This is a genomic window from Herbaspirillum huttiense (assembly GCF_004367745.1).
In the GTDB taxonomy this organism is placed as follows: domain Bacteria; phylum Pseudomonadota; class Gammaproteobacteria; order Burkholderiales; family Burkholderiaceae_D; genus Herbaspirillum; species Herbaspirillum huttiense.
The window spans coordinates 2,217,430-2,241,413 of record NZ_CP037993.1 but is presented as its reverse complement, the minus strand read 5'-3'; the positions used below and the strand labels follow the sequence as shown (position 1 = coordinate 2,241,413).

The following is a 23,984-nucleotide window of genomic DNA, read 5'->3' as shown; positions in this document are numbered from 1 at the left end:
GTGCACTCCATGTCGGCAGCCTTGCTGCCTTGCCTGTTGAGGGTAATGTCGAAAAGAAGGACGAAAAAAAAACGCGGACCAGCCGCGCTTTTTCAAAGGACGAAAAAGAACCCGACTAGCGTCGCGTGAAAACCTCGGTGGTAGTTCGCGGTGTCATAACCGGATTGCCTTTCTCGCTCTTACAGATGAGGGGATGAATTCTGGAGGCCGCTGCCGACAAGGGCAGATCAGACCGTGGCCGCGCATTATAGCAAACTTTGCACGGGCATCGTCACCACTCCCGCATGGCACCGCCGGGGACCGCCGTCACCACGACCCCGCAGGTCGCCGCGACCTCCCGGAAACAGCGATGAAAAGCAAACCCCGTCATCTTCGACAGCCGGAAACTGAAGCTTGATCCCCAAACGCAAAACGGCATCCGAGGATGCCGTTGTTACGCTCTGGACCAGCTGCACCCAAATCCGGATTCAGCCGCCGATTACGCGCCGGCCATCGTAGCGCGCCGCGCCAGGATCTTTTCGATCTTTTCCTTCAGGGTGGCCGCCGTAAAAGGCTTGACGATGTAGCCATCCGCGCCGGACTGCGCCGCCATGACGATGTTTTCCTTCTTGGCTTCGGCCGTGATCATCAATACCGGCAAGTGCGCCAGAGAAGGCGTTGCACGGATCTTCTTGAGCAGCGTCAGGCCATCCATGCCCGGCATGTTCCAGTCGGTCAGCACGAAGGTCACCGGCAATGCGCCCGCCTCCAGGATCTTCAGTGCGGAAGAGCCATCATCGGCCTCCACCATCTTGGTGTATTCGAGCTCCTTCAGCAGGCCGCTGACAATGCGACGCATCGTCGAAAAGTCATCAACCACGAGGAAATACTGATCATCTGCTGCCATAGGGAAATTCGCTGAACCGTGAAAATGAGGATTGGAGATGTTGTTGCCGAAAAAATTCGACGCAAGTGTAAAGCATTTTTAGATGCTTCCGCGAAACATCTGGCACATTCCTTCATGCGATGCGCTTTTTTACACCTGCGATTGACCCTTCGCAAAGCCAGGCGCGCAGCCGGAGCGAGATCAGCGTCAGCTGCGGTCAGAACACAGAAAAGGTGGAAAGAAGTGAAAGAAAAGGGAGGCAGAAAAACAAAAAGGAAGCCGCCAATGCGCTTCCTTTTGTTGATTCCTGCATATTTCTTCAACCAACCCCTTTACCCCATCAGGAAGCAAACGAATTGGTAGGCACGATTGGACTCGAACCAACGACCCCTACCATGTCAAGGTAGTGCTCTAACCAGCTGAGCTACGCGCCTATCGAAGACTGCAAGAACTTGATAAAACAAAAAAGGAAGCCGAGAACGCGCCTCCTTTTGTTTGCTTCGCCCCAACTCACCCGCTCCGAATGGAACCAGAAGAATTGGTAGGCACGATTGGACTCGAACCAACGACCCCTACCATGTCAAGGTAGTGCTCTAACCAGCTGAGCTACGCGCCTAACGAAGAAGCGAGAGTATAGGAGGCTTTTCAAAATTTGCCAAGGGGTAAATGATGAAAAATTAAAAATAGTTAGCATATTTCGCCAAGCATCCAGCCTCCCTGCCCTCCCCTGACTGCACTAGCGGACGCCCGAGCATTACTGCCGCTTGGCCTCGATCACACCCTTGACCTCGCGAATCACCGTGAGCGCTTTCTGCAATTGCTCGGTCGAGCCGATCTCGGCCGTGAAGGCCATGCGCGCATGCCCCTTCACGCTTTGCGTGCTCACCCCGATCACGTTGATCTTGTCGCGCAGGAAGATATCGGAGATATCGCGCAGCAAACCCTGGCGATCGCTGGCCAGCACGAAGATGTCGACCGGATACACGGTATCGCGTGCTGGCGCGCCCCAAGTGGTCTGGATCACCCGCTCAGGCGCATGCAAGCTCATCTCGGCGAAGTTCTTGCAATTGACCCGGTGGATGGACACCCCCTTGCCGCGCGTGACAAACCCGGCGATCACATCCGGCGGTGCCGGCTTGCAGCAGCGCGCCAATTGGGTCAGGAGGCCATCGGTACCGACCACCAGCACGCCCGACTTGGCGCCTTGCACGATGCTCGATGCACGGCTCTTGCGCGTGATGAGGGCTTCGTCATCGATCTCGGGCTTCTTTTCCTCGCCCTGATGCAGCGCCTGCTCCACGTGCCGCAGGCTGAATTCTTCCTTGGCCAGCGCCAGGCACAGGTCATCGACCTTGGCGAAGCCCAGCTTCTGGGCCAGCTCTTCGAGGTTGACGGCGGTCTTGCCTTCGCGCTGCAAGGTCTTTTCCAGCAGGCCGCGCCCGACGGAAAGCGTCTCCTGCTGCTCAATGGCATTGAACCAGGCGCGGATCTTGGAGCGCGTACGCGAACTGGCGGTGTAATCGGCACTGAGCCAGTCGCGCGACGGCCCCACACCGGGACCGCTCTTGGCCGTGATGATCTCGACTGTCTGGCCGTTCTTGAGCGTGGTGTTCAGCGGCACCATCACACCATCCACCCGCGCCCCGCGGCAGCGGTGGCCGACATCGCTGTGCAGGTGATAGGCAAAGTCGATCGGCGTGGCGCCGCTGGGCAATTCGATCACGCGCGCCTGCGGTGTCAGTACATAAATGCGCTCGTCCAGCGTGGCCGACTTGAGCTTCTGCACCCAATCGCGGCGTACTTCTTCCTGGTCCACCACGGCATCGGTGACTTCGTTCTTCCAGGCCAGCAGCTGACGCAGCCAGGCGATCTTCTCGTCATATTTCTGCGCCGAGAAATTGGAGCCGCCGCTTTCCTTGTAGCGCCAGTGCGCCGCCACGCCGTATTCGGCGAAGTGGTGCATTTCGTGCGTACGGATCTGCACTTCCAGCGCCCGGCCATCTTCGGCCATGACCACCGTGTGCAGGGACTGGTAACCGTTCTGCTTGGGACGCGAGATGTAGTCGTCGAACTCTTCGGGGATCGGCGTCCAGATGTTGTGCACGATGCCCAGCACTGAATAACAAGTCTTCACATCATCGACGATGACGCGGAAGGCTCGCACATCATAGAGCTCGGAGAAATCGATGGACTTGCCGCGCATCTTGTTCCAGATGCTGTAGATGTGCTTGGGCCGGCCGCTGACCTCGGCGCGGATATCCTGCGCTGCCATCTCGGTGCGCAGGCGCGTGATCGCGTTGGCCACGAAGGCTTCGCGCTCCAGCCGCTTTTCTTCCAGCATCTTGGCGATGCGCTTGTAGGTCACCGGCTCCAGGAAACGGAAGGACAGGTCTTCCAGTTCCCACTTCAGTTGCCAGATGCCCAGCCGGTTGGCCAGCGGCGCGTAGAGATCGAAGGTCTGGCGCGCATACTGGGCGCTGGCTTCATTCTCCTGCTTGGTCTCGGCGAAGTAGCGCAGCGTGGCCACGCGCGAGGCCAGCCGCACCAGCACCGCGCGCATGTCGGTGGCCATGGCCAGCAGCATCTTGCGCAGGGTTTCCACCTGCGCGGCGGCCTGCTGGGCGGCGTTCTTGCCGCGCAGGACTTCCTGGTTCTGGGGCTGGAAGCTCAGGCTGTGAAAGCGCATCAGCTGGCGCACATTGCCCACCAGGTCGGCGATTTCCTTGCCGAAGCGTTCTTCCAGCTTTTCTTCGAGCTCGGGATGCAGCATCTGGGCTTCGAAGGCCAGGCCGGCGATGCGAGTGGCGGCGTCGACATTGAGGGCGGTCAGCACGGTGGCCACCGAGACCGCGAATTGCAGTGCATTCTGCCCGGACAGGATCTGCCTGTCGGCATACAGCGGTTCGAGCTCGGCCAGCGCCTGCTCGACCCGTGCGACATCGTCAGGACCAAGGCCGGCGGTAATGGCCGCCAGGCCTTCGCCCTGGGTACTTGCAACCGAAACCATAAATTACTTCTGTGCAGCGACGATGATGATTTCCACCAGCAGTTCGGGACGGGCCAGCTTGGCTTCGACGGTGGCGCGCGGGGGCGCATTGCCGGGCGCGACCCACTCGTCCCAGACGGCGTTCATGCCAGCGAAATCCTTCACGTCAGAGAGGAAAATCTGGCACGACAGGATCTTGGTCTTGTCACTGCCGGCTTCAGCCAGCAGGCGGTCGATGTGACCCAGCACCTCGCGGGTCTGGCCTTCGATGTTCTGGGTGGCGTCTTCGGCGATCTGGCCGGCCAGGTAGACGGTACCGTTGTGAATGGCGACTTCGGAGAGACGCTTGCCGACGTGCAGACGTTGTACGGACATGAAATTTCCTTCCTAGTAAAACCCGGCGGCAAGACGCGCCGGTGATAAAAAACGTAATCGGATCGGGAACCGCTCAGCCCAGCAGGAACTGGCGCGCCACCTCGATCTGCGGGGCATGCATGAAGGTGGGAGCGTGCCCCACGTCGGGCAGTTCCACCAGCTTGGCCTTGGGGCCGCGACGGGTCATCTCCTGTGCCACTTCCGGCAGCAGCAGGTCGGACTGGGCGCCGCGTACCACCAGGGTCGGACAGCGGATGGCGTCATAAGCTGCCCACAGCATCTGTTCGGCCGCGCTGGCGGCTTCCGGCGTGGTCAGCTTGAAGGGGACCGCCAGGCCCAGGTCGTAATGGCGCACCCACTTGCCCTCTTCATTCTGGCGCAGCACATCCTTGGCCAGCTTGTGCCATTCTTCATCGCTGTGCTGACCGAAACTGACGGAAATGGTACGGATGAACTGGGCGGCCTCCTCGAAGGTATCGAAGCGCACGTCCTGGCCGATGTAGTCGCCGATGCGCGCCAGGGCGGCACCGTTGATCGAAGGGCCGATGTCGTTGAGTACCAGGCGGCGGATGGGATTGCCCGGCAGCGAGGCCAGGCCCATGCCGATCAGGCCACCCATGGAGGTACCGAACCAGTCGACGATCTCGGCATCGGCGCGTGCCAGCAGGGTCACCATGTCGCTCACGTATTGCGGGACCGTGTAGAACTGCGGATTGGCCAGCCGTCCGGAACGGCCGCGTCCGACCACATCCGGGCAGATCACGCGATAGGTATCGCAGAGCTCGCGGGCCATGCGGTCGAAATCGTCGGAGACCCGGGTGACGCCGTGCACGCACACCAGCACATTGGGATTGCGCGCATCGCCCCACTCCTTGTAGGCCATGGTATGCAGGCCGGCGGGCGAAATGCACTGCACTGTCTTGACTACCGCTTCAGTCATGGTGAGGGCCTTCCAGATGAAAGAAGTCGTCATTCTACCCTTTCAAGACAGCTTGTCGGCCGGAAATGGCACCCTGGAACAGGAGGGGATGCTGTCTGCCGAAGGTAAACGACGCGACGGACGCGCCGGCCTCCGTCGCAAGAAAAATTCAGAAATTTCCTCAGGAAAAAACAAATGATGCGGCGCAAGTCGCTGCTATAATGCGTCCCTTTTCCGGCGGCCCTCGCCGGCATCGCGGCAGCACAGGCGATGACCAAGACAGCTCAGCCAGCCCACCTGCGTGCGGCATGGCGACGACTGCAAGACCGGGGGTATGGTGAAATTGGTAGACACAAGGGACTTAAAATCCCTCGGCCGCAAGGCCGTGTCGGTTCGATTCCGACTACCCCCACCACTTGATTCAAAAGAGATGACGAGTAAGGCAACGGGACACGGAAGTGTCCTTTTTGCGTTGGACTTGACCAAGTGCGCCAGCCAGGTCAGCCGACAGTGCCGGCGCCCGGCCGTCAGCGCTTGAGCAACTCCAGCGCATCCTCCGCCACGCTGCGCAGATTGGTGATGGTGGCATTGAGGTCGGCCAGCTCGGCCGGGGTGGGCGGCTGGTCCATGCCGTTCTTGACCAGCGAGGCCTTGATGATCGTTGCGGCCATCTGCCACGCAGCCTTATTGTGTGCGTCCACCAGCTCCTTCTGGATGCGCTCCAATTCCGCTTTTTGATTTTTATCCATGTTCCTTGACGAGGCCGTTTGCGAATGTGCCCGGCTTGCCTGGCAGATTCATGATCGTCCCGATGGAAGACCACTCCCTAGAATTTCCTAACATTACTTTCAGTCAGGCAATTCGACAAGTGATTTTACCTTCATGGCGCCGCCCTGCGCGCGTCTTCATGGACTGTTCTCATCAGGTGATACCTCATCTGTTACGGATCTTTACCATCCGCCCAAACTCTGTACCAGCTGAATCCTTTACAATTCACGCCACCCCTCACTGTTGCTGGAGATCCGCTGCATGCCGCGCCCGCGTTTTTCTGTCCCGTTTTTCGTCATCACTGCCGCCACGCTGGGCTTGACCGCCTGCACCACCGGCAAGACCGCCTTCTATCACCAGGAGGAATTCAACGATACCAGCGCCTTCTCGCGCAGCTTCCCCGGCAGCGAAAAAGCCGTCTGCGAAGCCGCCCGCCGCGCCTTGCTGGGCCAGGGCTACGTCATCAGCAAGTCCACCGACAACACCCTGGATGGCAACAAGAGCTTCCGGCCCGCCAGCGACAAGCACATGGAAATCGCCTTCCACGTGGTCTGCGCCTCCAATGGCAACGGCAAAAGCTCGACCATGTTCGCCAGTGCCACCCAGGATGGCTACGGCATCAAGAAGAGCAACAGCTCGGCCAGCCTGGGCGTGAGCGTGCTGGGGTCGGTGTCGATGCCCTTTGCCGCCAGCGATGATTCGATGGTGCGCGTCTCCAGCGAAACCATCCGCTCGCCGGACTTCTACGATCGCTTCTTCGGCGCGGCCGAGCGCTATCTCCTGGTGGATGTCGATGACGACACCGCACCGGCGAAGAAATGAGGGATGCCTGATTTCAGCAATGCACGATGGCACAGCGTTGAATGAACGCGTTGTAGGAACGAAAAAATGGCGGCCTTCAAGCCGCCATTTTTCTTGCCTGCTGCCCGGAGATCAACGCCCCCAGTAGCCGTAGCCCGGAGGCGGCGGCGGCGGACGGTGCCAGTGACGATGATGGCCGCGATGGTAATACTCGCGCTCCACATACACCGGAGCCGGTGCGTAATAGACCGGGGCCGGGCGCACATAGACCGGCGGCGGCGGGGCATAGACCGGGGCCGGCTGCACGTACACAGGCTGCGGAGCCACGTAGGCCGGGACGCCGATATTGACGCCGATGGAGACATGTCCGGCCATGGCCGGTGCTGCGGACAGACCGGCAACGGCAGCAAAGACAGCCATGCCGGCAATCAGGGAAATCGACTTTTTCACGATAGCTCCTCGTTGTTCTGAATGACGTAGCGTGACTATATCCCCCGAATCCTGACAACTCTAGGCGAAAGCCGTAAGGGTTGTAAGCAAATGCTTCACAAATGTTAAGCGCAATGTGAAGCAAAATTTGGCCACTTCCGCGCCCGGCGGGCGTTACCGACCGATCGCCCGGAATCGCTGCTTCAGCCGCCTGCATCAGAAGCGCAGACGGCCGGGGCCAGGCCTCAGGCCGCGTTCAGGCTGCGCTGCGCAGCATCGGCCGCACGGACTTCTGCCAGCTTGGCGACGGTGGTCGCGCAAGCGTGCGCGGCTTCACGGCCCTTGACCAGGAAATGCTGGTGGAAGTAATCGTGATGCTCGCTGTGCGAGTGGAAGTGATGCGGGGTCAGCACGGCCGAGAAGACCGGCACTTCGGTCTCCAGCTGCACCTGCATCAGCGCCGAGATGACCGATTGCGCCACGAAGTCATGACGGTAGATGCCGCCATCGACCACCAGGCCGCTGGCGACGATGCCGGCATACTTGCCGGTCTTGGCCAGCACCTTGGCGTGCAGCGGGATTTCGAAGGCACCGGGCAGTTCGAAGAAATCAATGCTGGAGGTGGGCCAGCCCAGCTTGGCCATTTCCTCGGTGAAGGCGATGCGGCACTGGTCGACGATGTCCTTGTGCCAGCTGGCCTGGACGAAGGCGATACGTTGACCGTGGTGGGAAGGGACGGCAGACAGATGCGATTGATGCGATTGCGACATGGTTCAGGACTCCTGTTCGATGAATAAACAGGGCGTGGGAATGCGCGGCCGCGCGCACCGCAAAAAAGCGGCACGACACCGGACATCCCGTTCTCTTTCATCCGGACTATGACCGTCGGCCCCGGAATCACACCAGGTCTGCTGACCCCGGCTCGTCGTGGCGACAGGCCGGGCGCTCGCGGGCTACACGCAACACCGCCAGGTGCCGCCTGATTACCGCCGGTGGGGAGTTTCACCCCGCCCCGAGAACTTGTTGCCGCGCAGCGAACAAAGAGTCCGCCGCAACAGCAGCCGCGACTTTAGCACGTGAACAAAAATGCTGCAGGCGCGCAGCGCAGATCCGCTCGGCCAGCGTCAGGCGCCCTGCCCCACCGACTCCAGCATGCCGCGGGCGATTTCGCGCTCGCCCATGATGACGCGCTGGGCACCATGCTTTTCCAGGTGCTCGATCTCGGCATCGGAATGGGCGCGCGCCACTACCTTCAGGCCGGCATTGAGTTCCAGTGCATTTTCGATCACCTGCCCGGCCTCGAACACTTCCGGTATCGCCACCAGCAGCCACCGTGCGCGCTCCACGGCGGCGGCCTTGAGCAGCTCGCTCTGGGCGGCATTGCCGTACAGCGCCGGCACACCATCCTGGCGCAGTGCATCCAAATGCTCGCGCTGCGCCTCGATCACCACGAAAGGCTTGCCCTGCGCACGCAACTGCTCGCCGATGCCCCGGCCGACCCGGCCGTAGCCGACCAGCACCACGTGATCCTGCAGGTCGACCGTGGGCGGTACATCCTGCACGTCGGCAGGTTCGGCGTGGCGCGCCTCGTAGCGATCCAGCAGCGAGAACAGCAAGGGATTGATCAGGATCGACAGGATGGCGCCGCCCAGGATCAGGTCGCGCGCCATCGGCGAGAGCAGGTCCAGCGACAGGCCGAGTGTGGCCAGGATGAAAGAAAATTCACCAATCTGCGCCAGGCTGGCGGAAATGGTCAGCGCCGTCGAATTCGGGTGACCGAATGCGCGCACGATCAGCCAGGCGGCCAGCGACTTGCCGACCACGATGATGAGCACGGTGGCCAGCACCAGCAGCGGTTCGCGCACCAGGATCGACGGATCGAACAGCATGCCCACCGAGACGAAGAACAGCACGGAGAAGGCATCGCGCAGCGGCAGCGATTCTTCGGCGGCACGGTGGCTCAGTTCGGATTCGGACAGAATCATGCCGGCGAAGAAGGCCCCCAGCGCGAAGGACACCCCGAACACATAAGCCGACCCCAGCGCAAAGCCAAGCGCGATGGCCAGCACGGCCAGGCGGAACAGTTCACGCGAGCCGGTATCGGCGATGCGCTCCAGGATCCACGGAATGACGCGGCGCCCGACGATGAGCATCACCGCCACGAAGGCCACCACCTTGCCCAGCGTCAGCCCCAGGGTCAGCAGCACGGCATTGCCGGAGAGTGCCTCGCCCTTGCCGCCCAGGATGCCGGAAAGCGCCGGAATCAGCACCAGCGCCAGCACCATGGCGATGTCCTCGACGATCAGCCAGCCCACGGCGATGCGGCCGCGCTGGGTTTCCACCAGACGGCGTTCCTGCAGCGCCTTCAACAGCACCACGGTACTGGCCACCGACAGCGCCAGGCCGAACAGGAAGCCCTCGCCGAATGGCCAGCCCAGCAGCCAGCCCAGGCCCATGCCGAGCAAGGTGGCAATGGCGATCTGCGCCACGGCGCCGGGGATGGCAATGTTCTTGACCGACAGCAGGTCCTTCAGGGAGAAGTGCAGACCGACACCGAACATCAGCAGGATCACCCCGATCTCGGCCAGTTCCTGGGCCAGGTCGGCATCGCCGACGAAGCCGGGCGTGAACGGGCCGATGGCGATACCGGCCACCAGGTAGCCGATCAGCGGCGGCATTTTCAGGCGATGGGCCAGGGTCCCGAAGATGAAGGCCAGGACCAGGCCTCCGACAATGGTGGCGATCAAGGGAGTGTGATGGGGCATCAGTCAGGGTTCCTTTCTAAGGTGGATGAATTTGTTGGAGATGACTGTGACACTGGCTGCCGGCCGGCTGCATGCCTGCGCGCAAACGCAGGCACGAACCTTCACAAAGACTAACACGCGCATGAATACGCGGGCATGACAGCCACTCAGGCGCCGTCGGTGGCGGGCCGCACTTGGCGCGGTGCGGCCCGCCACCTGGGCATCAGCGCGCAGCCTGCAAGGCGGCGATGCGCGATTCCAGCGGCGGGTGGCTGGAGAACAGGCCCAGCCAGGATTCACGGCCGGAGATGCCGGAAGCCTGCAGGTTCTGCGGCAGGCCGTCGGACTGCAAGCCACCCAGGCGGCGCAGCGCATTCATCATCGGCACCTTGGAACCCATCAGGGCTGCAGCACCGGCGTCGGCACGGTATTCGCGCTGGCGCGAGAAGTACATCACGATGATGCTGGCCAGGATGCCGAAGACGATTTCACAGACGAACACGGTCACCATGTAGCCGATGCCAGGGCCGCTGTTTTCTTCGTTGTTCCTGCGCAGGAAGGAGTCGACGAAGTAGCCGACGATGCGCGCGAAGAACATCACGAAGGTATTGACCACGCCCTGGATCAGGGTCAGCGTGACCATGTCGCCGTTGGCGATGTGGGCCACTTCGTGGGCCAGCACGGCTTCCACTTCTTCCTTGGTCATGCCTTGCAGCAGGCCGGTGGAAACCGCCACCAGCGAATTGCTCTTGCTGGCACCGGTGGCAAAGGCGTTGGGCGGGCCATCATAGACCGCCACTTCCGGCATGGGCAGCTGGGCACGGGTGGCCAGGGTCTGGACGGTTTGCAACAGCCACAGTTCGGTGGAATTCTGTGGCTGCTCGATCACGCGCGCCCCCGTGGACCACTTGGCGATGGTCTTGGACATGAACAGCGAAATGAAGGAGCCGCCAAACCCCATCAGGCCGCAGAACACCAGCAGCATGCCGAAGTTGAGGCCGTTGGCAGTGAGGTAACGGTTCACGCCGAGCAGGCTGGCGGTGAAGCTCAAGACCAGCATCACGGCCAGGTTGGTGACGAGGAACAGAACGATGCGTTTCATGGTTTTTCCTGATGGACAAAAGTGTGCCGTGCGCACGCGGCGCCACGGCGGGTCAAACGATGGGTTCACTACAGAGCAGCGCGCTGGCGCACGAAGCGGCCACCGCGCCTGCGCCCTGCCCCGCGGCAGGTGCGCATGTGGCGGGGCTTATGCCAACGGAGGAGGACGCAACTGGTCGCGCAGGTAGGACGACCAGCTCAGGCTTGCCGGAAAGGCGTGGGGAAACGGAAACCAGTGCAGTCCGGGCGTGGCGATGGCCGGCGGCAAGGCCGGATCTTCCAGCTCGCCCTGGGCGCTGGGCTGGTCATCGTCATCGATGCCAGCGGGTTGATCATCGCCGGACAGGCTGCCCGATGCGAGAAGGTCGGCAGGCAGATGCAGGGCCGCAGAGACAGCAGCAGCAGAAGCCGCGCAATGATGCGCAGCCGCCGGGTCCTGCGCATGCGCATGCAGCTGCATCGGCGCGGCGACCTGCAACTGCTCGCGCAACTGTTCACGCAGCTGTACCTCTCCCGTGGCTGCCAGCAATTGCAGCGGGATCAGCAGAGTCAGCAGCAGGAGCAGCAGTCGGCGCATCAAACCCTTGGTGAATGAAAAAGTGGAGAAAACCCGTGTGTGCCGCGGAAATCAGGCATCGGCCTCTTGTCAGGCCATTGTCAGCATGAACGGATGCGCATTATACGCAAAATTGCCAGCCCGCCCTGCCCGCCTGTTCCCCCCGGAAACCAAGCCCTCCGGCAAGTTATCCACAAAAACTGTGAACAAGCCTGTTGATAAGCACACTGACCATTTCTGACATGCTTGCTCAGCAAGGGTTTCCTATAAATTGCCCTTGTTTTACACAAAAGTGAAGAAATTTCCACAAGGCATGCCCACACGCCGCATCAGTCGGTCGCCACCACCTTGTTGCGCCCGCCCAGCTTGGCGCGGTACAGCGCGGCGTCGGCCGCCGACATGAGCAGACGTCCATCCATCCCCTCCGGCACCGCACGTGTGCACACGCCGACACTGATGGTCACGCGGTGCGCCACCAGTGACTTGGCATGGGGCTCGGCGAGGCCGTACACGGTCTCGCGCAGGGCTTCGGCGACCTCGGCGGCCTGACCAGGCGACAGGCCTTCCATCAGCAGGATGAATTCTTCACCGCCATAGCGCGCCAGCAGATCACCGGGCCGCTGCAACTGCCCCTGCAGGGCCGCTGCCACACGCTTGAGGACCTGGTCGCCTGGTCCATGGCCATAGTGGTCGTTGTACTGCTTGAAGAAATCGACGTCGACCATGAACAGCGACAGCGTCCCGCCCGACTGTCCCACGCGGTGCAAGGTCTGGGCGTAATGTTCATCGAAATGCCGGCGATTGTGAATGCCGGTGAGGCCATCGGTGCCGACCTGGCGCTTGAGCACATCGGAATGCGACTGCAGCATCTTCTCGCGGCGTACCGAGTTGCTGGCATCGCTGATCTGGATCAGGCACAGGCGCTCGCCCTCGGGGCTGTCGAGGGGCGTGAGCACCACCGACTGCACCATGCGGGCCGGTGCGGCCAGTGCGCCCGCTGCCTGGGCTGCCCCATGATCCGGATAAAGCGGCAACGGGGCCCGGTGCAGCGCGCTGGAGAGAACGGCCGGCAAGCCGTAGCCCAGGGTGTTGTCGATGGCCCGCAGCAGCGCCGGCGAGACGCGCTCGTCAAATACGTGTTCGAAGCGTGCGTCCAGTGCCTGGTCCGCCGGCACGCGACTGTGGCGCGCCACCCAGGCATTCCAGAGCAGAATGTGCAGTCCGGCGTCCAGCATGATGAGCCCGCCATGCAGCTGGTCGAGTACGTCCTCTGCGCGAAAGCGGGGTACCACGGCGGTGCTCATGCCAGACCGATCTTGCCCAGGTAACGCTGCACATGCTCCACCAGCGCATGCAGCGAGGAGGAACTGAGCAGGAAAATGAGATGGCCGTCAGTCTGATGCTTCTCGATCACCAGGTCGATGTGCAGCACCAGCACATAGCTCTCATCGCCCTGCGCGCTCGCCAGCCGCGCCGAGATATCGTCGGGCGACGACACCAGATACTGCGGGAGCGAACTGTTGAGGGTGATTTCCAGCATGTCGGCCATGGCCGAGAGGCAGGCATTGAGGATGATGTTGCCCAGTTCGCACATGGCTTCGCGCTCGAACTCGGCGAGCTCGTCCAGGCTCATCTGCGAGCCCATCATGTCGCGCACGATGGACAGCGCACGATCCTCGGTGAACAGCAGCACCGCTTCCGCATCGAACGGACCATCGAAATTCTGGCTCACCGTGGCAAAGCGTCCGCGCGTGCGCGGCAGCACCTGTTCGTCAATGGCACCCGAACGCAGCACTTCCACCGAGGGCACCGACAGTCTTACTTCGTCGCCCACGATCTCGGACAGGCTCTGCGCCGCTCGTCCGGCACCCACGTTGAAGATTTCAGTGAGGGCGTCGCGTTCGATCTCGTTGAGGATGCTCACAGCGGGCCCCGGAAATGCAGCAGGGCCTGGCCGATTGATTTTTCCGTGACCGGCTTGGCGACGAACAGCGCCCCCAGTTGCTGGGCGCGGGTCTGCACGGCTTCCTGGATGTTGGCCGAGAAGATGGCGATGCGTACCGAGGGATGCGCCTGCAGAATCTGCGCTGCGGCATCGGTGCCCAGCATGCCGGGCATATTGATGTCCATCGTGCAGTAGTCGGGTACGGATTGCTCTACCAGAGCGATGGCCTCTTCGCCGGTGCCGGCTTCCATCACTTGCCAGTCCGGGTGGACGGCCAGCACGTTGGCCTTGATCACCATGCGCGAGACCTTGCTGTCGTCGACAATGAGAAGGGTCTTGCCGCTATCGTTGCTTGCCATCTTGAATCACCTTGAACATCAAAAAACTGAAGAATGCTGACGTATTGCCATGCGTTCAAAAATGATAAGTCAAAAGCAACATCCTTCGTATGAGGGAATTCCTGATAAGAAATAACCTGCATCATGGAAACGCCATAAAAAAAAGAGACCCGAAGATCTCTTTCTCATTGGCCTCTATTGCACTTCTGGCCAGCGGGAAAACGGCGTATTTCAACAGCACCGCCCCACCCGCCCCTTGCCGCCATAGCGCGCTTCCTGCCGCTCGCGGAAGAACTCTTCATAGGTCATCACGCAGTGATCCGGGTGAGCCGCCTTCATGTGCGCCACGTAGGTGTCGTATTCGGGCATGCCCACCATCAGGTTCAGCGTGCGGCCGACCTGGCGCCGCCAGGCCATCAGTTGCGCCAGGGCGCCAGGTTTGCTCATGCTGTTCTCCTTGCTGCAAAAAGCTTCATTGCGGGGCTACGGCACTGGCGGGCAATGCTTCGTAGGCCGATTCCTTGACGCTGGGCTGGTGCGCCGCACGCGCCTTCAACACGGTACGGATGCCGAACACCAGCACGCTCACCACCACCAGCATGAACATCGCGGCCAGGCCAGCATCGACGTAGTCGTTGAAAATCACCTGGCGCATCTGCTCGATGGACTTGGCCGGGGCCAGCAGCTTGCCTTCATCCAGCGCTGCCTGGTACTTCTGCGCATGCGCCAGGAAGCCCACGCGCGGATTGGCATCGAACACCTTCTGCCAGCCGGCGGTCAGGGTGCAGATCAGCAGCCAGGTAGTAGGCACCACGGTGACCCAGGCGAAGCGGTCGCGCTTCATCTTGAACAGCACGCAGGTCGCCAGGATCAGGGCGATACCGGCCAGCATCTGGTTGGAGATGCCGAACAGCGGCCACAGGGTATTGATGCCACCCAGCGGATCGACCACGCCCTGGTACAGGAAGTAACCCCAGCCGGTCACGCACAGGCCAGTGGCGATCAGGCTGGCCGCCCAGGAATCGGTACGCTTCATCGGCGGGATGAACGCGCCCAGCAGGTCCTGCAGCATGAAGCGGCCGGCACGGGTACCGGCATCCACGGCCGTCAGGATGAACAGCGCTTCGAACAGGATGGCGAAGTGGTACCAGAAGGCCATCATCGCTTCCCCCGTCACGCCGGAGAGAATCTGGGCCATGCCCACGGCCAGGGTAGGTGCGCCGCCGGCGCGCGAGATGATGGTATGTTCACCCACGGCCTGGGCGGTGTGGGTCAGCATCTCGGGGGTGATGTGGAAGCCCCATTGCGAGATCACCTGGGCCACGTTCTCGGGCGTGGTGCCGATCAGCGCAGCGGGACTGTTCATGGCGAAGTAGATGCCCGGCTCGATGCAGGACGCCGCGATCAGCGCCATGATGGCCACGAAGGATTCCATCAGCATCGCGCCATAGCCGATGAAGCGGGCGTGCTTCTCGTTTTCCAGCAGCTTGGGGGTAGTGCCAGACGAAATCAGCGCATGGAAGCCCGAGACCGCACCGCAGGCGATGGTGATGAACAGGAACGGGAACAGCGAACCCGACCATACCGGACCACTGCCGTCGATGAAGCGGGTCACCGCATGCATCTTCAGTTGCGGGGCAATGAAGATGATGCCCAGCGCCAGCGCCACGATGGTGCCGATCTTCAGGAAGGTGGACAGGTAATCGCGCGGCGCCAGCAGCAGCCACACGGGCAGCACCGAGGCGACGAAACCATAACCGATCAGCATCCAGGTCAGCTGCTTGCCGTTGAAGGTGAACATCTGTCCCAGCACGGCATGTTCCTGCACATACTGGCCACCGACGATGGCCAGCATCAGCAGCACGAAGCCGATCCACGAGACTTCACCGATGCGGCCCGGACGGATGTAGCGTGAATACACGCCCATGAAAAGCGCAATGGGAATGGTCGCGGCCACGGTGAAGGTGCCCCACGGCGACTCGGCCAGGGCCTTGACCACGATCAGCGCCAGCACCGCCAGGATGATGACCATGATCATGAAGGCGCCGAAAAGCGCAATCACGCCCGGCACCTGACCCAGTTCAGACTTGATCAGGTCGCCCAGCGAGCGGCCGTCGCGGCGGGTGGAGATGAACAGCACCATGAAGTCCTGCACGGCACCGGCAAAGACCACGCCGGCCAGGATCCACAGCATGCCCGGCAGATAACCCATCTGCGCGGCCAGCACCGGGCCCACCAGCGGACCGGCGCCGGCGATGGCGGCGAAGTGGTGGCCGAACAGCACGTACTTGTTGGTCGGGACGTAGTCCAGGCCATCGTTGAACTTGTAGGCCGGCGTCATGCGTGCGCCATCCAGGCCCAGCACGCGCTCGGCGATGAATTTGCTGTAGAAGCGATAGGCGATCAGGTAGACGCACACCGAGGCCACGACCAGCCAGACGGCATTGATCGATTCGCCGCGCTGCAATGCGACGTAGGCGCAGGCCCCGGCGCCGCCCAGGGCGACAGCCAGCCAGCCCAGTCTGGAAACCAAGCGGTTCATTGTTCTCCTCCTTGCGGATATGAATTGTTGTGGGAAATCTTGTTGTCGTCAGTGCGTCCCCGTCCGGGTCCACGTGAATGAAACCGATCGAACGGACGCACTGCGCAGGATGCCCGCCAGTATCGGCATGCCCCTCCTGCCCCACAAGCGCAGCACTACGCAGAGCCGCTACGTAGAATTACGCAGGGTGAAGGGATTTTCTTTCGGGGTGATAAGCGGCGGGAAAACGATATGAAGATTTACGCGGGCACCCAGAGGCTTTGGGTAGAATCGCGGGCATGAAACTGCGCCAGAAAATCATCTTCCTCGCCATCGTCCCGCTGTGCCTGGCCTTTGCGGCCATCGCGCTGGTGGTGCGTTACCAGGCGGTGGAACTGGCGCGCCAGCAGCGTTCCACCATCGAGGCCGCCTACCTGGCCAGCAAGAATACCGAGCTGCGCCACTATGTGGATCTGGCCCGGCATGCGCTGGCCCATCTCTACGACACCGGACGCACCGATGATGCCATCAAGGAAGAAGCCCGGTGCATCCTGTCCGACCTGGCCTTCGGGGACGATGGCTATTTCTTCGTCTACGACGACCAGGGCCGCAGCATCATGCATCCGCGCCAGCCGGAACTGGTGGGACGCGAGATGTGGGACTGGCGCGATGACTCCGGCAGCCCGACCATCCGGCATCTGATCGAACGCGCCCATCAGGGCGGCGGTTTCGAACGCTATCTGTGGCGCAAGCCGTCCAGCAAGACGGTGGCACCCAAGCTGGGCTACGTGATCGCCCTGCCGCGCTGGGGCTGGGTGATCGGCACCGGCATCTATCTGGATGATGTGGAAGCGGCACTGGCCCAGGTCGATCACCAGAATTCCGGCTACCTGCATCAGACCATGCTGTTGATTGCGATCATCGCGTTGTCCAGCGCGCTGGCGGTGGGACTGGCCGGCCTGCTGCTGAACCTGAGCGAGCATCGCGTGGCCGATGCCAAGCTGCGCCAGCTGGCCCAGCGCGTGGTGCGTTCGCAGGAAGAAGAACGCGCGCGCCTCTCGCGCGACCTGCACGACGGCATCAGCCAGTGGCTGGTCTCCATCAAACTACAAATCGAAGCCGCACTGGAACGCCTGCGCGGCACACCCGAACAGGCGGCAGCGGCCCGCGCCGGCTTTGAAAAGACCGCCACCCAGATCAACGGCGTGCTGGCCGAAGTGCGCCGCATCTCGCATGATTTGCGGCCGGCCATCCTCGATGATCTCGGACTGGCGGCGGCTCTGGAACACCTGTGCGGTGAGTGGCGCGAAAGCAGTCCGCAGACCCAGATCGTCTTCGAGCACGAGCGTCAGCGCGAGGATGGTGCGGCGCTCTCGGACGTGGTCAACACCGTGCTGTTTCGGGTGGCGCAGGAGGCACTGACCAACATCGCGCGTCACGCAAACGCCAGCCAGATCCGCATGCGTCTCTATGACGGCCACAACCTGCTGATGCTGCAGGTGCAAGACAACGGCAGCGGCTTCGATCCCGGCCAAGTCGACGATCATTCGCGCCATGGTATCGGCCTGCGCAACATGCGCGAGCGCATGGAAGCCGTGGGTGGCGAACTGGGCATCGATTCATCGGCTGCCGGCACCAGCATCAGCGCCATCATTCCCCGCTCTTCTCTCTTCCCTTCGCCCCATGTCTGATACCACCCCGCCCATCGCCCCTGCCACGACGCGCATCATGCTCATCGACGATCATCCGCTGGTGCGCGACGGCTTGCGCGCACGACTGGAAACCGTGCCCGGACTGGAAGTGGTGGCCGAGGCCGGCAATGCCGAGGAAGCATTGGTCGCCGCTGCACAGCATCAAATCGATCTCACGCTGATGGACATCAACATGCGCGGCATCAACGGCATCGAGCTGACGGCGCGCTTTCATGCGCTGCATCCGGAGATTGCGGTGCTGATCCTGAGCATGCATGACAAGGCCGAGTACGTGATGCAATCGATCCAGGCCGGTGCGCGCGGCTATGTCCTCAAGGACGCACCCAGCCAGGACATCGTGCATGCCATCGAAACGGTGCGTTCGGGCGGGATCTACTACAGCGCCGCACTGGCGCGCCAGCTGACCCAGCCGCTGCCAGTGCGCGAGTTGCTCACGCAGCGTGAACGCGAGGTGCTGCAGCACATCGCCAATGGCGAATCCAACAAGCAGATTGCCCGCGAACTGGACCTGAGCGTACGCACGGTGGAAACCCATCGGCTCAACATCAAGCGCAAGCTCAATATCGATGGCCAGGCTGAACTGATCAAATTTGCGGTGGAGTCGCGCGGGGCAGGCTAGCGCTTCGGACTGACGGAGACGTCCAGTGCGAGCAGGCGGGCATGGGGGATCTCGGCGCGATGGGCTGCGGCACGCAGGGCGATGTCACTGAGGGCTGCGGCATCGGGCCGGGCAGTCTCCCCCTGCCCTGCACGCCATGCGGCGCAGGCGTGCAGCATGCGGATGGTACCGGCATGACAAATCACGATGACGCCTTCGGCGGGCGTGGCCAGCAGGTCGTTGAAGGCTTGCCACATGCGGCTTGCCACCCCGGTCAATGTCTCGCCGCCGCCGGGTGCGTAATGCACAAGATCGGCATTCCAGGCCTCGACCTCGGCCCAGGGGATGTCATCCCAGGGGCGCAGCTCCCACTTTCCGAAATCCATTTCCTGCAGCCGCGGATCCACGTCCGGTGCCGGTCGATGCATGGCCTGCGCAAGGGACTGCGCCAGCTGCGCGCAGCGCTGCAGCGGACTGCTCACCAGCGGCCAATCAGGCGGCAGCGCCTGCAACTGGGGCAATAGTTGCGCCACGCTCTGCGCCAGCATCTCGGGCGCGACCGCGATATCGCTGCGTCCATAGCAGGTGGTCTTGTCCACCAGCGGCTGGGGATGGCGAATCAACTGCAACAGCATGGCTCAGGGATTCCACCAGGACGGCAGCGAGGCAAGCGCACCGAGATAAAAGGCGGTCTCGCTCAACTGTTGAACCGCGCCCAGGCAATCCCCCGTATAGCCGCCGAGGCGACGCCGGAACCGCGCGGCCAGCCAGAGCGTCGCCACGGCTGCCAGCACCACGCCGACGGCAATGCGCTGCCAGGACATCATGCCCAGCGCGATCACCCCGATCACCGGCAGCACCGCAAACAAGGTCGCCAGCAGGAATTCGCCCTGCCGCATCTGCTGCGCCAGCGGCTTGACCTTGCCCTCTTCGCGCACGTATTCCATGCGCCAGATGAGACAAGTGGCCAGCCAGCGCGACAGCGGATGCGCCATCCCCAGCACGGCCAGCACCTGCAACGGCAGCAGCGCCTGCAAGGCCGCCAGTTTGGTCAGCAACAGCGCGACGATACCGATCACGCCATAACTGCCCAGGCGCGAATCCCGCATGATCTCCAGCGCACGTTCGCGGCTGACTGCGCCACCGAGGCCATCGCAGACATCGGCAAAACCATCCTCATGAAAGGCGCCGGTGAGCCAGATCCCGGCTGCAGTGGACAGCAGCACCGCCACCATCTGCGGCCAGAACTGCACGGCCAGCAGGTAGACCAGGGCGCAGGCCCAGGCCACGATCCAGCCGACCAGCGGGAAATAGCGCGTGGCATGCTGCAGCCATTGCGGCTGGAAGCCCACCCAGCGCGGGATAGGAAGCCGTGTGAAGAATTGCAGCGCCGTGAAGAACAGGCGCAGCTGGTACAGCAGGCCGTCGTTGCGGGGCGGTGGCGGTGATGTGAAGTCTTTTTCAGACATGCTTTTCACTGACGCTGGCCGAGGAGAAGGTCGCCATGCGTTCCAGGAAATTGACCGCCGCACGCAGCAGCGGCAAGGCCAGTGCGGCGCCGGTGCCCTCGCCCAGGCGCAGGTCCAGCTGCATCAGGGGCGTGGCACCCAGGTACTGCAGCATGCGGCGATGGCCGGCCTCATCCGAGCAATGCGAGAACACGCAGTACTCCAGCACGGCCGGCTGCAAGGCGGCTGCCACCAGCAGGGCTGAGGTGACGATGAAGCCATCGATCAGTATGACCTTGCGGCGCTGTGCCGCACCGAGCATGGCCCCCGTCATGAAGGCGATCTCGAAGCCGCCCAGGGCCGCCAGTCGCTCCAGCGGTGCGCTCGCTTGCGCATGCAGGCGCAGCGCACGCGTCACCGCATCGGCCTTGCGGGCGACGCCTTGGGCATCGAGGCCGGTGCCGGCCCCGACGCACTCTTGCACCGGCACGCCCGTAAAGGCGGCCATCAATGCAGCGGCGGCGGTGGTATTGCCGATTCCCATTTCACCAAAGCCCAGCACATCGGCCTGCAGCGATTCAGCGAACTGGAGGCCAGCCTGCAGCGCAGCCTGGCATTGCTGCGCCGTCATCGCCGGGCCTTGGCAGAAGTTGGCGGTACCGGGGGCGATCTTGCGGTCCAGCAGGCCGTCGCGCGGGCCGAAATCGTGATTGACGCCGGTATCGACGATATACAGCGCACATTCATTCTGGCGCGCGAAGATGTTGATCGCGGCACCTCCGGCCAGGAAGTTCTCCACCATCTGCCAGGTCACGCTTTGCGGGTAGGCCGAGATGCCTTCTGCGGTGACGCCATGGTCTCCGGCACAGACCACGATGGCACTCTGGCGCAGCACCGGATGGTCGCTGCCCTGGATCAGGCCGATCTGGCGCGCCAGGCGTTCCAGCGCACCCAGGCTGCCGAGAGGCTTGGTCTTGTCATTGATGCGCGCTTCCAGCCGAGCGGCCAGACTGGCATCGAACGGGGAGGCAATGGCGGGAATCTGCATGAGGAAAGGCTCTGCGCCGCTGACTGCGGCAGGATCAAGGGAGCGCCAGTATACGAGATCGCCGCTGGCTGCGGCAGGACAGATAACGGCGAGAACAAAAAGAAAGGGAGCCCGGAGGCTCCCTTGATGATGCGTGCAGCGTGTGTAGTACCTCAGGCCTTGGCTGCAGCGCGGTCGAGCACGCCGAAGATGGTCGAGGCCAGTTCATTGGCTTCGAACTTGGCAACGTAGGCATCCCCGCCCACGCTCTTGACGTGGTCCTCGTTTGCCGAGCCGGACAGCGAGGAGTGGATGATGACCGGGATGTTCTTCAGGAAATCCTCGCGCTTGATGTTGCGGGTGAGCGTAAAACCATCCATTTCCGGCATTTCAAGGTCGGTCAGCACGAAGGAGATCTTGTCGGAAATCGGCTTGCCCTCGGCGCGTGCTTCCTTGGCCAGTTTCTGGATCTTGTCCCAGGCATCCTTGCCGGTGACATGCATCTCGAAGGGAATCTCCATGGCGCGCAAGCCCTGCTCGATGAGCGAACGGGCCACCTTGGAATCGTCGGCGGCAATGGCCACCGCACCGGGGCGCATGCCATGGCCGGCGCTCTTTTCCAGATTTTCCATCTTCATGTTGCGGTCGCTGGGCATGATCTCGTGCAGGATCTGCTCCACGTCCAGCACCTGGGCCAGGCGGCTGGTGTCCTTGTCCTGGTCGAGGCGCGCGATGCTGGTGACGAAGGCGCCACCACTGCTGGTTTCCGCCGACAGGACCTGGCTCCATTCCAGGCGCACGATCTCGTCCACCGACTCGACCGCAAAGGCCTGCGTGCTGCGCGCGTATTCGGTGACCAGCAGGATGTTGAGGCCGGTCTTGGGCACACAGCCCACCACGGCCGGCAAGTCGATCACCGAAATGATCTGGCCGCGGATGTTGACCATGCCCAGCATCGGCGATTGCGTACCGGCCGCCTTGGTCACAGGCGGCATGGGCACGATTTCGCGGATCTTGAAGACGTTGATGCCAAACAGCTCGGAGCGCTCGCCATGTGGATCCGCGCCCAGACGGAACAACAGCAGCTCGAACTTGTTGGATGCGGTGAGATTGGTTCTTTCGTCAATCTCTTTCTGAAAATTGTCCATGCCCCCTCCCCCGGATGCAAATGATGGTGACAGGCGAAAAGCCTGACTCAGCAATGTAGTGGGGAAACATGGCCGTGGCAATCAGGCAATCGCCTATAGCCGACATTTTTGATCTTTGCCCATGCCGCGAGTACCGAAATACCACGCTGGCCGCGCCAGGAGAGACGCACCGTCCCGTCTGGACCGAAGCGGCGGCACGGTGAGAAAAAAACAGGCGCGTAAACAATATGTAGCAGACGCGGGGAATGGCCGGCTTGCCTGCAGGAAAAAACAGGACATGCGGCGCAGAAATGAAAAGAGGAAGCCCGAAGGCTTCCTCTTTCAATTTGGAGCGGGAGAAGAGTCTCGAACTCTCGACCTATACCTTGGCAAGGTATCGCTCTACCAACTGAGCTACTCCCGCATGGGACTTTTACATCTACTGCCACAGGCTGCCGAAGCTGCCTGGTTTGAAACTGGAGCGGGAGAAGAGTCTCGAACTCTCGACCTATACCTTGGCAAGGTATCGCTCTACCAACTGAGCTACTCCCGCATGGGAACCACCACTTTACTGCTGCAGGAAGCCGAAGCTGCCTGCCTTGAATCTGGAGCGGGAGAAGAGTCTCGAACTCTCGACCTATACCTTGGCAAGGTATCGCTCTACCAACTGAGCTACTCCCGCATGGAGCGTTTTGGAGGCGGGGGTCGGGATCGAACCGGCGTAGACGGCTTTGCAGGCCGCTGCATAACCACTTTGCTACCCCGCCTTGGGGACACGCATACTACCTAAAACACGTGTTGTTTGCAAACATCTTTTTTGACTTTTTTCGACTTGCGCCGCAGCCAAACTTTCAATGCTCGCTCACCTATCACAATAAAAAAAGGAAGCTTGTTCAGGCTTCCTTTTTTCCAAGTAACTTGGAGCGGGAGAAGAGTCTCGAACTCTCGACCTATACCTTGGCAAGGTATCGCTCTACCAACTGAGCTACTCCCGCATCGAAAACAGAACGCTATTATAAGGCAGCGTTGGTATTTGTCAACTATCGATCTTAATTATTTAATTATTTTTTTCTGTTCCCGGCATCGGCTTCCCTGATCATCGGCATCGCCCTGCGCAGGTAGTACAGCATCGACCACACCGTCAACACCGCTGCCACCAGCAGCAGCAGGCTGCCCCACAGTCGGGTATCGATGAAGCCGAACAGGCTGTCGTAGTAGAGCAGCATGGGGATGGCGATCATCTGTGCAGTGGTCTTGATCTTGCCCAGCGAACTGACCGCCACCGACTTGGAGGCGCCGATCTGGGCCATCCATTCACGCAGCGCAGAGATGGCGATCTCGCGGCCGATGATGATGAAGGCGATCACCGGATGGACACGGTCCAGATGCACCAGCACCAGCAAGGCACCGGTCACCATCAGCTTGTCGGCCACGGGATCGAGGAAAGCACCAAAGGCGGAGGTCTGATTCCAGCGGCGCGCCAGGAAACCATCGAACCAGTCGGTGGCGGCCGCGACGATGAACACGGCCGTGGCGGCGATGCCTTGCTCGTAGCGGTTCAGGCCAATCTCAGGCAGGTAGTAGACCCCGACGACCAGAGGAATGAGCGCCACCCGCAACCAGGTCAGCAGAATCGGAATATTGAAAGGCATACGTCTTGGAGGGTTGGAGCGGCGTACACGAAAAAAAATTTACCGAATAGTAGCAGAGTCGCCCCCTGCTGC

24 protein-coding genes, 8 tRNA genes and 1 riboswitch are annotated in these 23,984 nt (G+C 61.8%); of the genes, 5 read left to right on the top strand and 27 right to left on the bottom strand.

The features are described from left to right. Positions 1 to 478 precede the first annotated feature (478 nt). The 6 genes from E2K99_RS10050 to E2K99_RS10025 all read right to left on the bottom strand — a co-directional run bounded on the left by E2K99_RS10050 (position 479) and on the right by E2K99_RS10025 (position 5,166). Positions 479 to 886, bottom strand: coding sequence for a response regulator (locus E2K99_RS10050; RefSeq protein WP_134222115.1), 408 nt, complete (start codon positions 884 to 886; stop codon positions 479 to 481). Positions 887 to 1,222: 336 nt separating this feature from the next. Beyond that, positions 1,223 to 1,299, bottom strand: a tRNA-Val gene (locus E2K99_RS10045). A gap of 105 nt (positions 1,300 to 1,404) precedes the next feature. Continuing rightward, positions 1,405 to 1,481, bottom strand: a tRNA-Val gene (locus tag E2K99_RS10040). A gap of 138 nt (positions 1,482 to 1,619) precedes the next feature. Continuing rightward, entirely contained in the window at positions 1,620 to 3,872 is a 2,253-nt protein-coding gene (locus E2K99_RS10035) for a RelA/SpoT family protein (RefSeq protein WP_134222114.1), read from the bottom strand. Between the two features lie 3 nt (positions 3,873 to 3,875). Continuing rightward, on the bottom strand, positions 3,876 to 4,226 hold the full coding sequence (locus tag E2K99_RS10030; RefSeq protein ID WP_008328017.1) for a RidA family protein: 351 nt from the start codon (positions 4,224 to 4,226) through the stop codon (positions 3,876 to 3,878). A 73-nt stretch (positions 4,227 to 4,299) separates the two neighbouring features. Next, complete coding sequence (locus tag E2K99_RS10025) at positions 4,300 to 5,166, bottom strand: alpha/beta fold hydrolase (protein WP_134224070.1); 867 nt, start codon at positions 5,164 to 5,166, stop codon at positions 4,300 to 4,302. 16 nt (positions 5,167 to 5,182) lie between these two features. On the opposite strand from E2K99_RS10025, the gene E2K99_RS25495 reads away from it, so the two are divergent. After that, positions 5,183 to 5,344, top strand: coding sequence for a hypothetical protein (locus tag E2K99_RS25495; protein WP_166675055.1), 162 nt, complete (start codon positions 5,183 to 5,185; stop codon positions 5,342 to 5,344). 129 nt (positions 5,345 to 5,473) lie between these two features. Next, positions 5,474 to 5,560, top strand: a tRNA-Leu gene (locus E2K99_RS10020). Between the two features lie 112 nt (positions 5,561 to 5,672). Here E2K99_RS10020 and E2K99_RS10015 read toward each other — a convergent pair. Continuing rightward, positions 5,673 to 5,846 (bottom strand): hypothetical protein, encoded by a 174-nt coding sequence (locus tag E2K99_RS10015; protein ID WP_227022621.1) that lies wholly within the window; start codon positions 5,844 to 5,846, stop codon positions 5,673 to 5,675. Between the two features lie 328 nt (positions 5,847 to 6,174). On the opposite strand from E2K99_RS10015, the gene E2K99_RS10010 reads away from it, so the two are divergent. Further along, positions 6,175 to 6,735 (top strand): DUF2242 domain-containing protein, encoded by a 561-nt coding sequence (locus tag E2K99_RS10010; RefSeq protein ID WP_134222113.1) that lies wholly within the window; start codon positions 6,175 to 6,177, stop codon positions 6,733 to 6,735. A 111-nt stretch (positions 6,736 to 6,846) separates the two neighbouring features. Here the strand turns inward: E2K99_RS10010 and E2K99_RS10005 are convergent, their stop codons facing one another. From E2K99_RS10005 to E2K99_RS09960, 10 genes are all read right to left on the bottom strand, one after another. After that, positions 6,847 to 7,164 carry a hypothetical protein gene (locus tag E2K99_RS10005; protein ID WP_134222112.1) on the bottom strand — a complete coding sequence of 106 codons (318 nt, stop codon included), beginning with the start codon at positions 7,162 to 7,164 and terminating at the stop codon, positions 6,847 to 6,849. Between the two features lie 224 nt (positions 7,165 to 7,388). Next, complete coding sequence (locus E2K99_RS10000) at positions 7,389 to 7,913, bottom strand: 6,7-dimethyl-8-ribityllumazine synthase (protein ID WP_121039592.1); 525 nt, start codon at positions 7,911 to 7,913, stop codon at positions 7,389 to 7,391. A gap of 85 nt (positions 7,914 to 7,998) precedes the next feature. Beyond that, positions 7,999 to 8,167: riboswitch (FMN riboswitch) on the bottom strand. 100 nt (positions 8,168 to 8,267) lie between these two features. Next, entirely contained in the window at positions 8,268 to 9,908 is a 1,641-nt protein-coding gene (ybaL, locus tag E2K99_RS09995) for a YbaL family putative K(+) efflux transporter (RefSeq protein WP_134222111.1), read from the bottom strand. A 202-nt stretch (positions 9,909 to 10,110) separates the two neighbouring features. Next, positions 10,111 to 10,989, bottom strand: a complete 879-nt coding sequence (htpX, locus tag E2K99_RS09990; protein ID WP_008328006.1) for a protease HtpX — start codon at positions 10,987 to 10,989, stop codon at positions 10,111 to 10,113. A gap of 147 nt (positions 10,990 to 11,136) precedes the next feature. Beyond that, the gene (locus tag E2K99_RS09985) at positions 11,137 to 11,565 is read right to left on the bottom strand and encodes a hypothetical protein (RefSeq protein ID WP_134222110.1); all 429 of its coding nucleotides are present in this window, start codon (positions 11,563 to 11,565) and stop codon (positions 11,137 to 11,139) included. 308 nt (positions 11,566 to 11,873) lie between these two features. Further along, on the bottom strand, positions 11,874 to 12,848 hold the full coding sequence (locus E2K99_RS09980) for a sensor domain-containing diguanylate cyclase (RefSeq protein ID WP_134222109.1): 975 nt from the start codon (positions 12,846 to 12,848) through the stop codon (positions 11,874 to 11,876). Continuing rightward, complete coding sequence (locus tag E2K99_RS09975; RefSeq protein WP_039786354.1) at positions 12,845 to 13,468, bottom strand: chemotaxis protein CheC; 624 nt, start codon at positions 13,466 to 13,468, stop codon at positions 12,845 to 12,847. Before E2K99_RS09975 ends, E2K99_RS09980 begins: the two co-directional genes overlap by 4 nt. Beyond that, positions 13,465 to 13,848 carry a response regulator transcription factor gene (locus E2K99_RS09970; RefSeq protein WP_039786356.1) on the bottom strand — a complete coding sequence of 128 codons (384 nt, stop codon included), beginning with the start codon at positions 13,846 to 13,848 and terminating at the stop codon, positions 13,465 to 13,467. Before E2K99_RS09970 ends, E2K99_RS09975 begins: the two co-directional genes overlap by 4 nt. 210 nt (positions 13,849 to 14,058) lie before the next feature. Beyond that, a complete protein-coding gene (locus E2K99_RS09965) occupies positions 14,059 to 14,244 on the bottom strand; it encodes a YbdD/YjiX family protein (RefSeq protein WP_034334124.1) in 186 nt (61 codons plus the stop codon). A gap of 55 nt (positions 14,245 to 14,299) precedes the next feature. Beyond that, positions 14,300 to 16,369, bottom strand: a complete 2,070-nt coding sequence (locus tag E2K99_RS09960; RefSeq protein WP_134222108.1) for a carbon starvation CstA family protein — start codon at positions 16,367 to 16,369, stop codon at positions 14,300 to 14,302. Positions 16,370 to 16,647: 278 nt separating this feature from the next. On the opposite strand from E2K99_RS09960, the gene E2K99_RS09955 reads away from it, so the two are divergent. Both E2K99_RS09955 and E2K99_RS09950 read left to right on the top strand, forming a co-directional pair. After that, positions 16,648 to 18,039 (top strand): cache domain-containing protein, encoded by a 1,392-nt coding sequence (locus E2K99_RS09955; protein WP_134222107.1) that lies wholly within the window; start codon positions 16,648 to 16,650, stop codon positions 18,037 to 18,039. Continuing rightward, positions 18,032 to 18,679, top strand: coding sequence for a response regulator (locus E2K99_RS09950; RefSeq protein ID WP_134222106.1), 648 nt, complete (start codon positions 18,032 to 18,034; stop codon positions 18,677 to 18,679). Before E2K99_RS09955 ends, E2K99_RS09950 begins: the two co-directional genes overlap by 8 nt. On the opposite strand, the gene E2K99_RS09945 is transcribed toward E2K99_RS09950, so the two are convergent. The 10 genes from E2K99_RS09945 to pgsA form a co-directional block, all read right to left on the bottom strand. Further along, positions 18,676 to 19,293, bottom strand: a complete 618-nt coding sequence (locus E2K99_RS09945; RefSeq protein ID WP_134222105.1) for a histidine phosphatase family protein — start codon at positions 19,291 to 19,293, stop codon at positions 18,676 to 18,678. The two genes, E2K99_RS09950 and E2K99_RS09945, sit on opposite strands and share 4 nt — an antisense overlap. Before the next feature lie 3 nt (positions 19,294 to 19,296). Further along, the gene (locus E2K99_RS09940; protein ID WP_134222104.1) at positions 19,297 to 20,127 is read right to left on the bottom strand and encodes an adenosylcobinamide-GDP ribazoletransferase; all 831 of its coding nucleotides are present in this window, start codon (positions 20,125 to 20,127) and stop codon (positions 19,297 to 19,299) included. Beyond that, the gene (gene cobT / locus E2K99_RS09935; RefSeq protein ID WP_134222103.1) at positions 20,120 to 21,154 is read right to left on the bottom strand and encodes a nicotinate-nucleotide--dimethylbenzimidazole phosphoribosyltransferase; all 1,035 of its coding nucleotides are present in this window, start codon (positions 21,152 to 21,154) and stop codon (positions 20,120 to 20,122) included. Before cobT ends, E2K99_RS09940 begins: the two co-directional genes overlap by 8 nt. A gap of 152 nt (positions 21,155 to 21,306) precedes the next feature. Further along, a complete protein-coding gene (locus E2K99_RS09930) occupies positions 21,307 to 22,281 on the bottom strand; it encodes a chemotaxis protein (protein ID WP_121039568.1) in 975 nt (324 codons plus the stop codon). Positions 22,282 to 22,608: 327 nt separating this feature from the next. After that, positions 22,609 to 22,684, bottom strand: a tRNA-Gly gene (locus tag E2K99_RS09925). Between the two features lie 53 nt (positions 22,685 to 22,737). Next, a tRNA-Gly gene (locus E2K99_RS09920) sits at positions 22,738 to 22,813 on the bottom strand. 53 nt (positions 22,814 to 22,866) lie between these two features. Then, positions 22,867 to 22,942 (bottom strand) — tRNA-Gly (locus tag E2K99_RS09915). Between the two features lie 11 nt (positions 22,943 to 22,953). Then, positions 22,954 to 23,027 (bottom strand) — tRNA-Cys (locus E2K99_RS09910). A gap of 152 nt (positions 23,028 to 23,179) precedes the next feature. Next, a tRNA-Gly gene (locus tag E2K99_RS09905) sits at positions 23,180 to 23,255 on the bottom strand. 66 nt (positions 23,256 to 23,321) lie between these two features. Next, positions 23,322 to 23,912 (bottom strand): CDP-diacylglycerol--glycerol-3-phosphate 3-phosphatidyltransferase, encoded by a 591-nt coding sequence (pgsA, locus tag E2K99_RS09900; RefSeq protein WP_039786370.1) that lies wholly within the window; start codon positions 23,910 to 23,912, stop codon positions 23,322 to 23,324. Positions 23,913 to 23,984 lie beyond the last annotated feature (72 nt).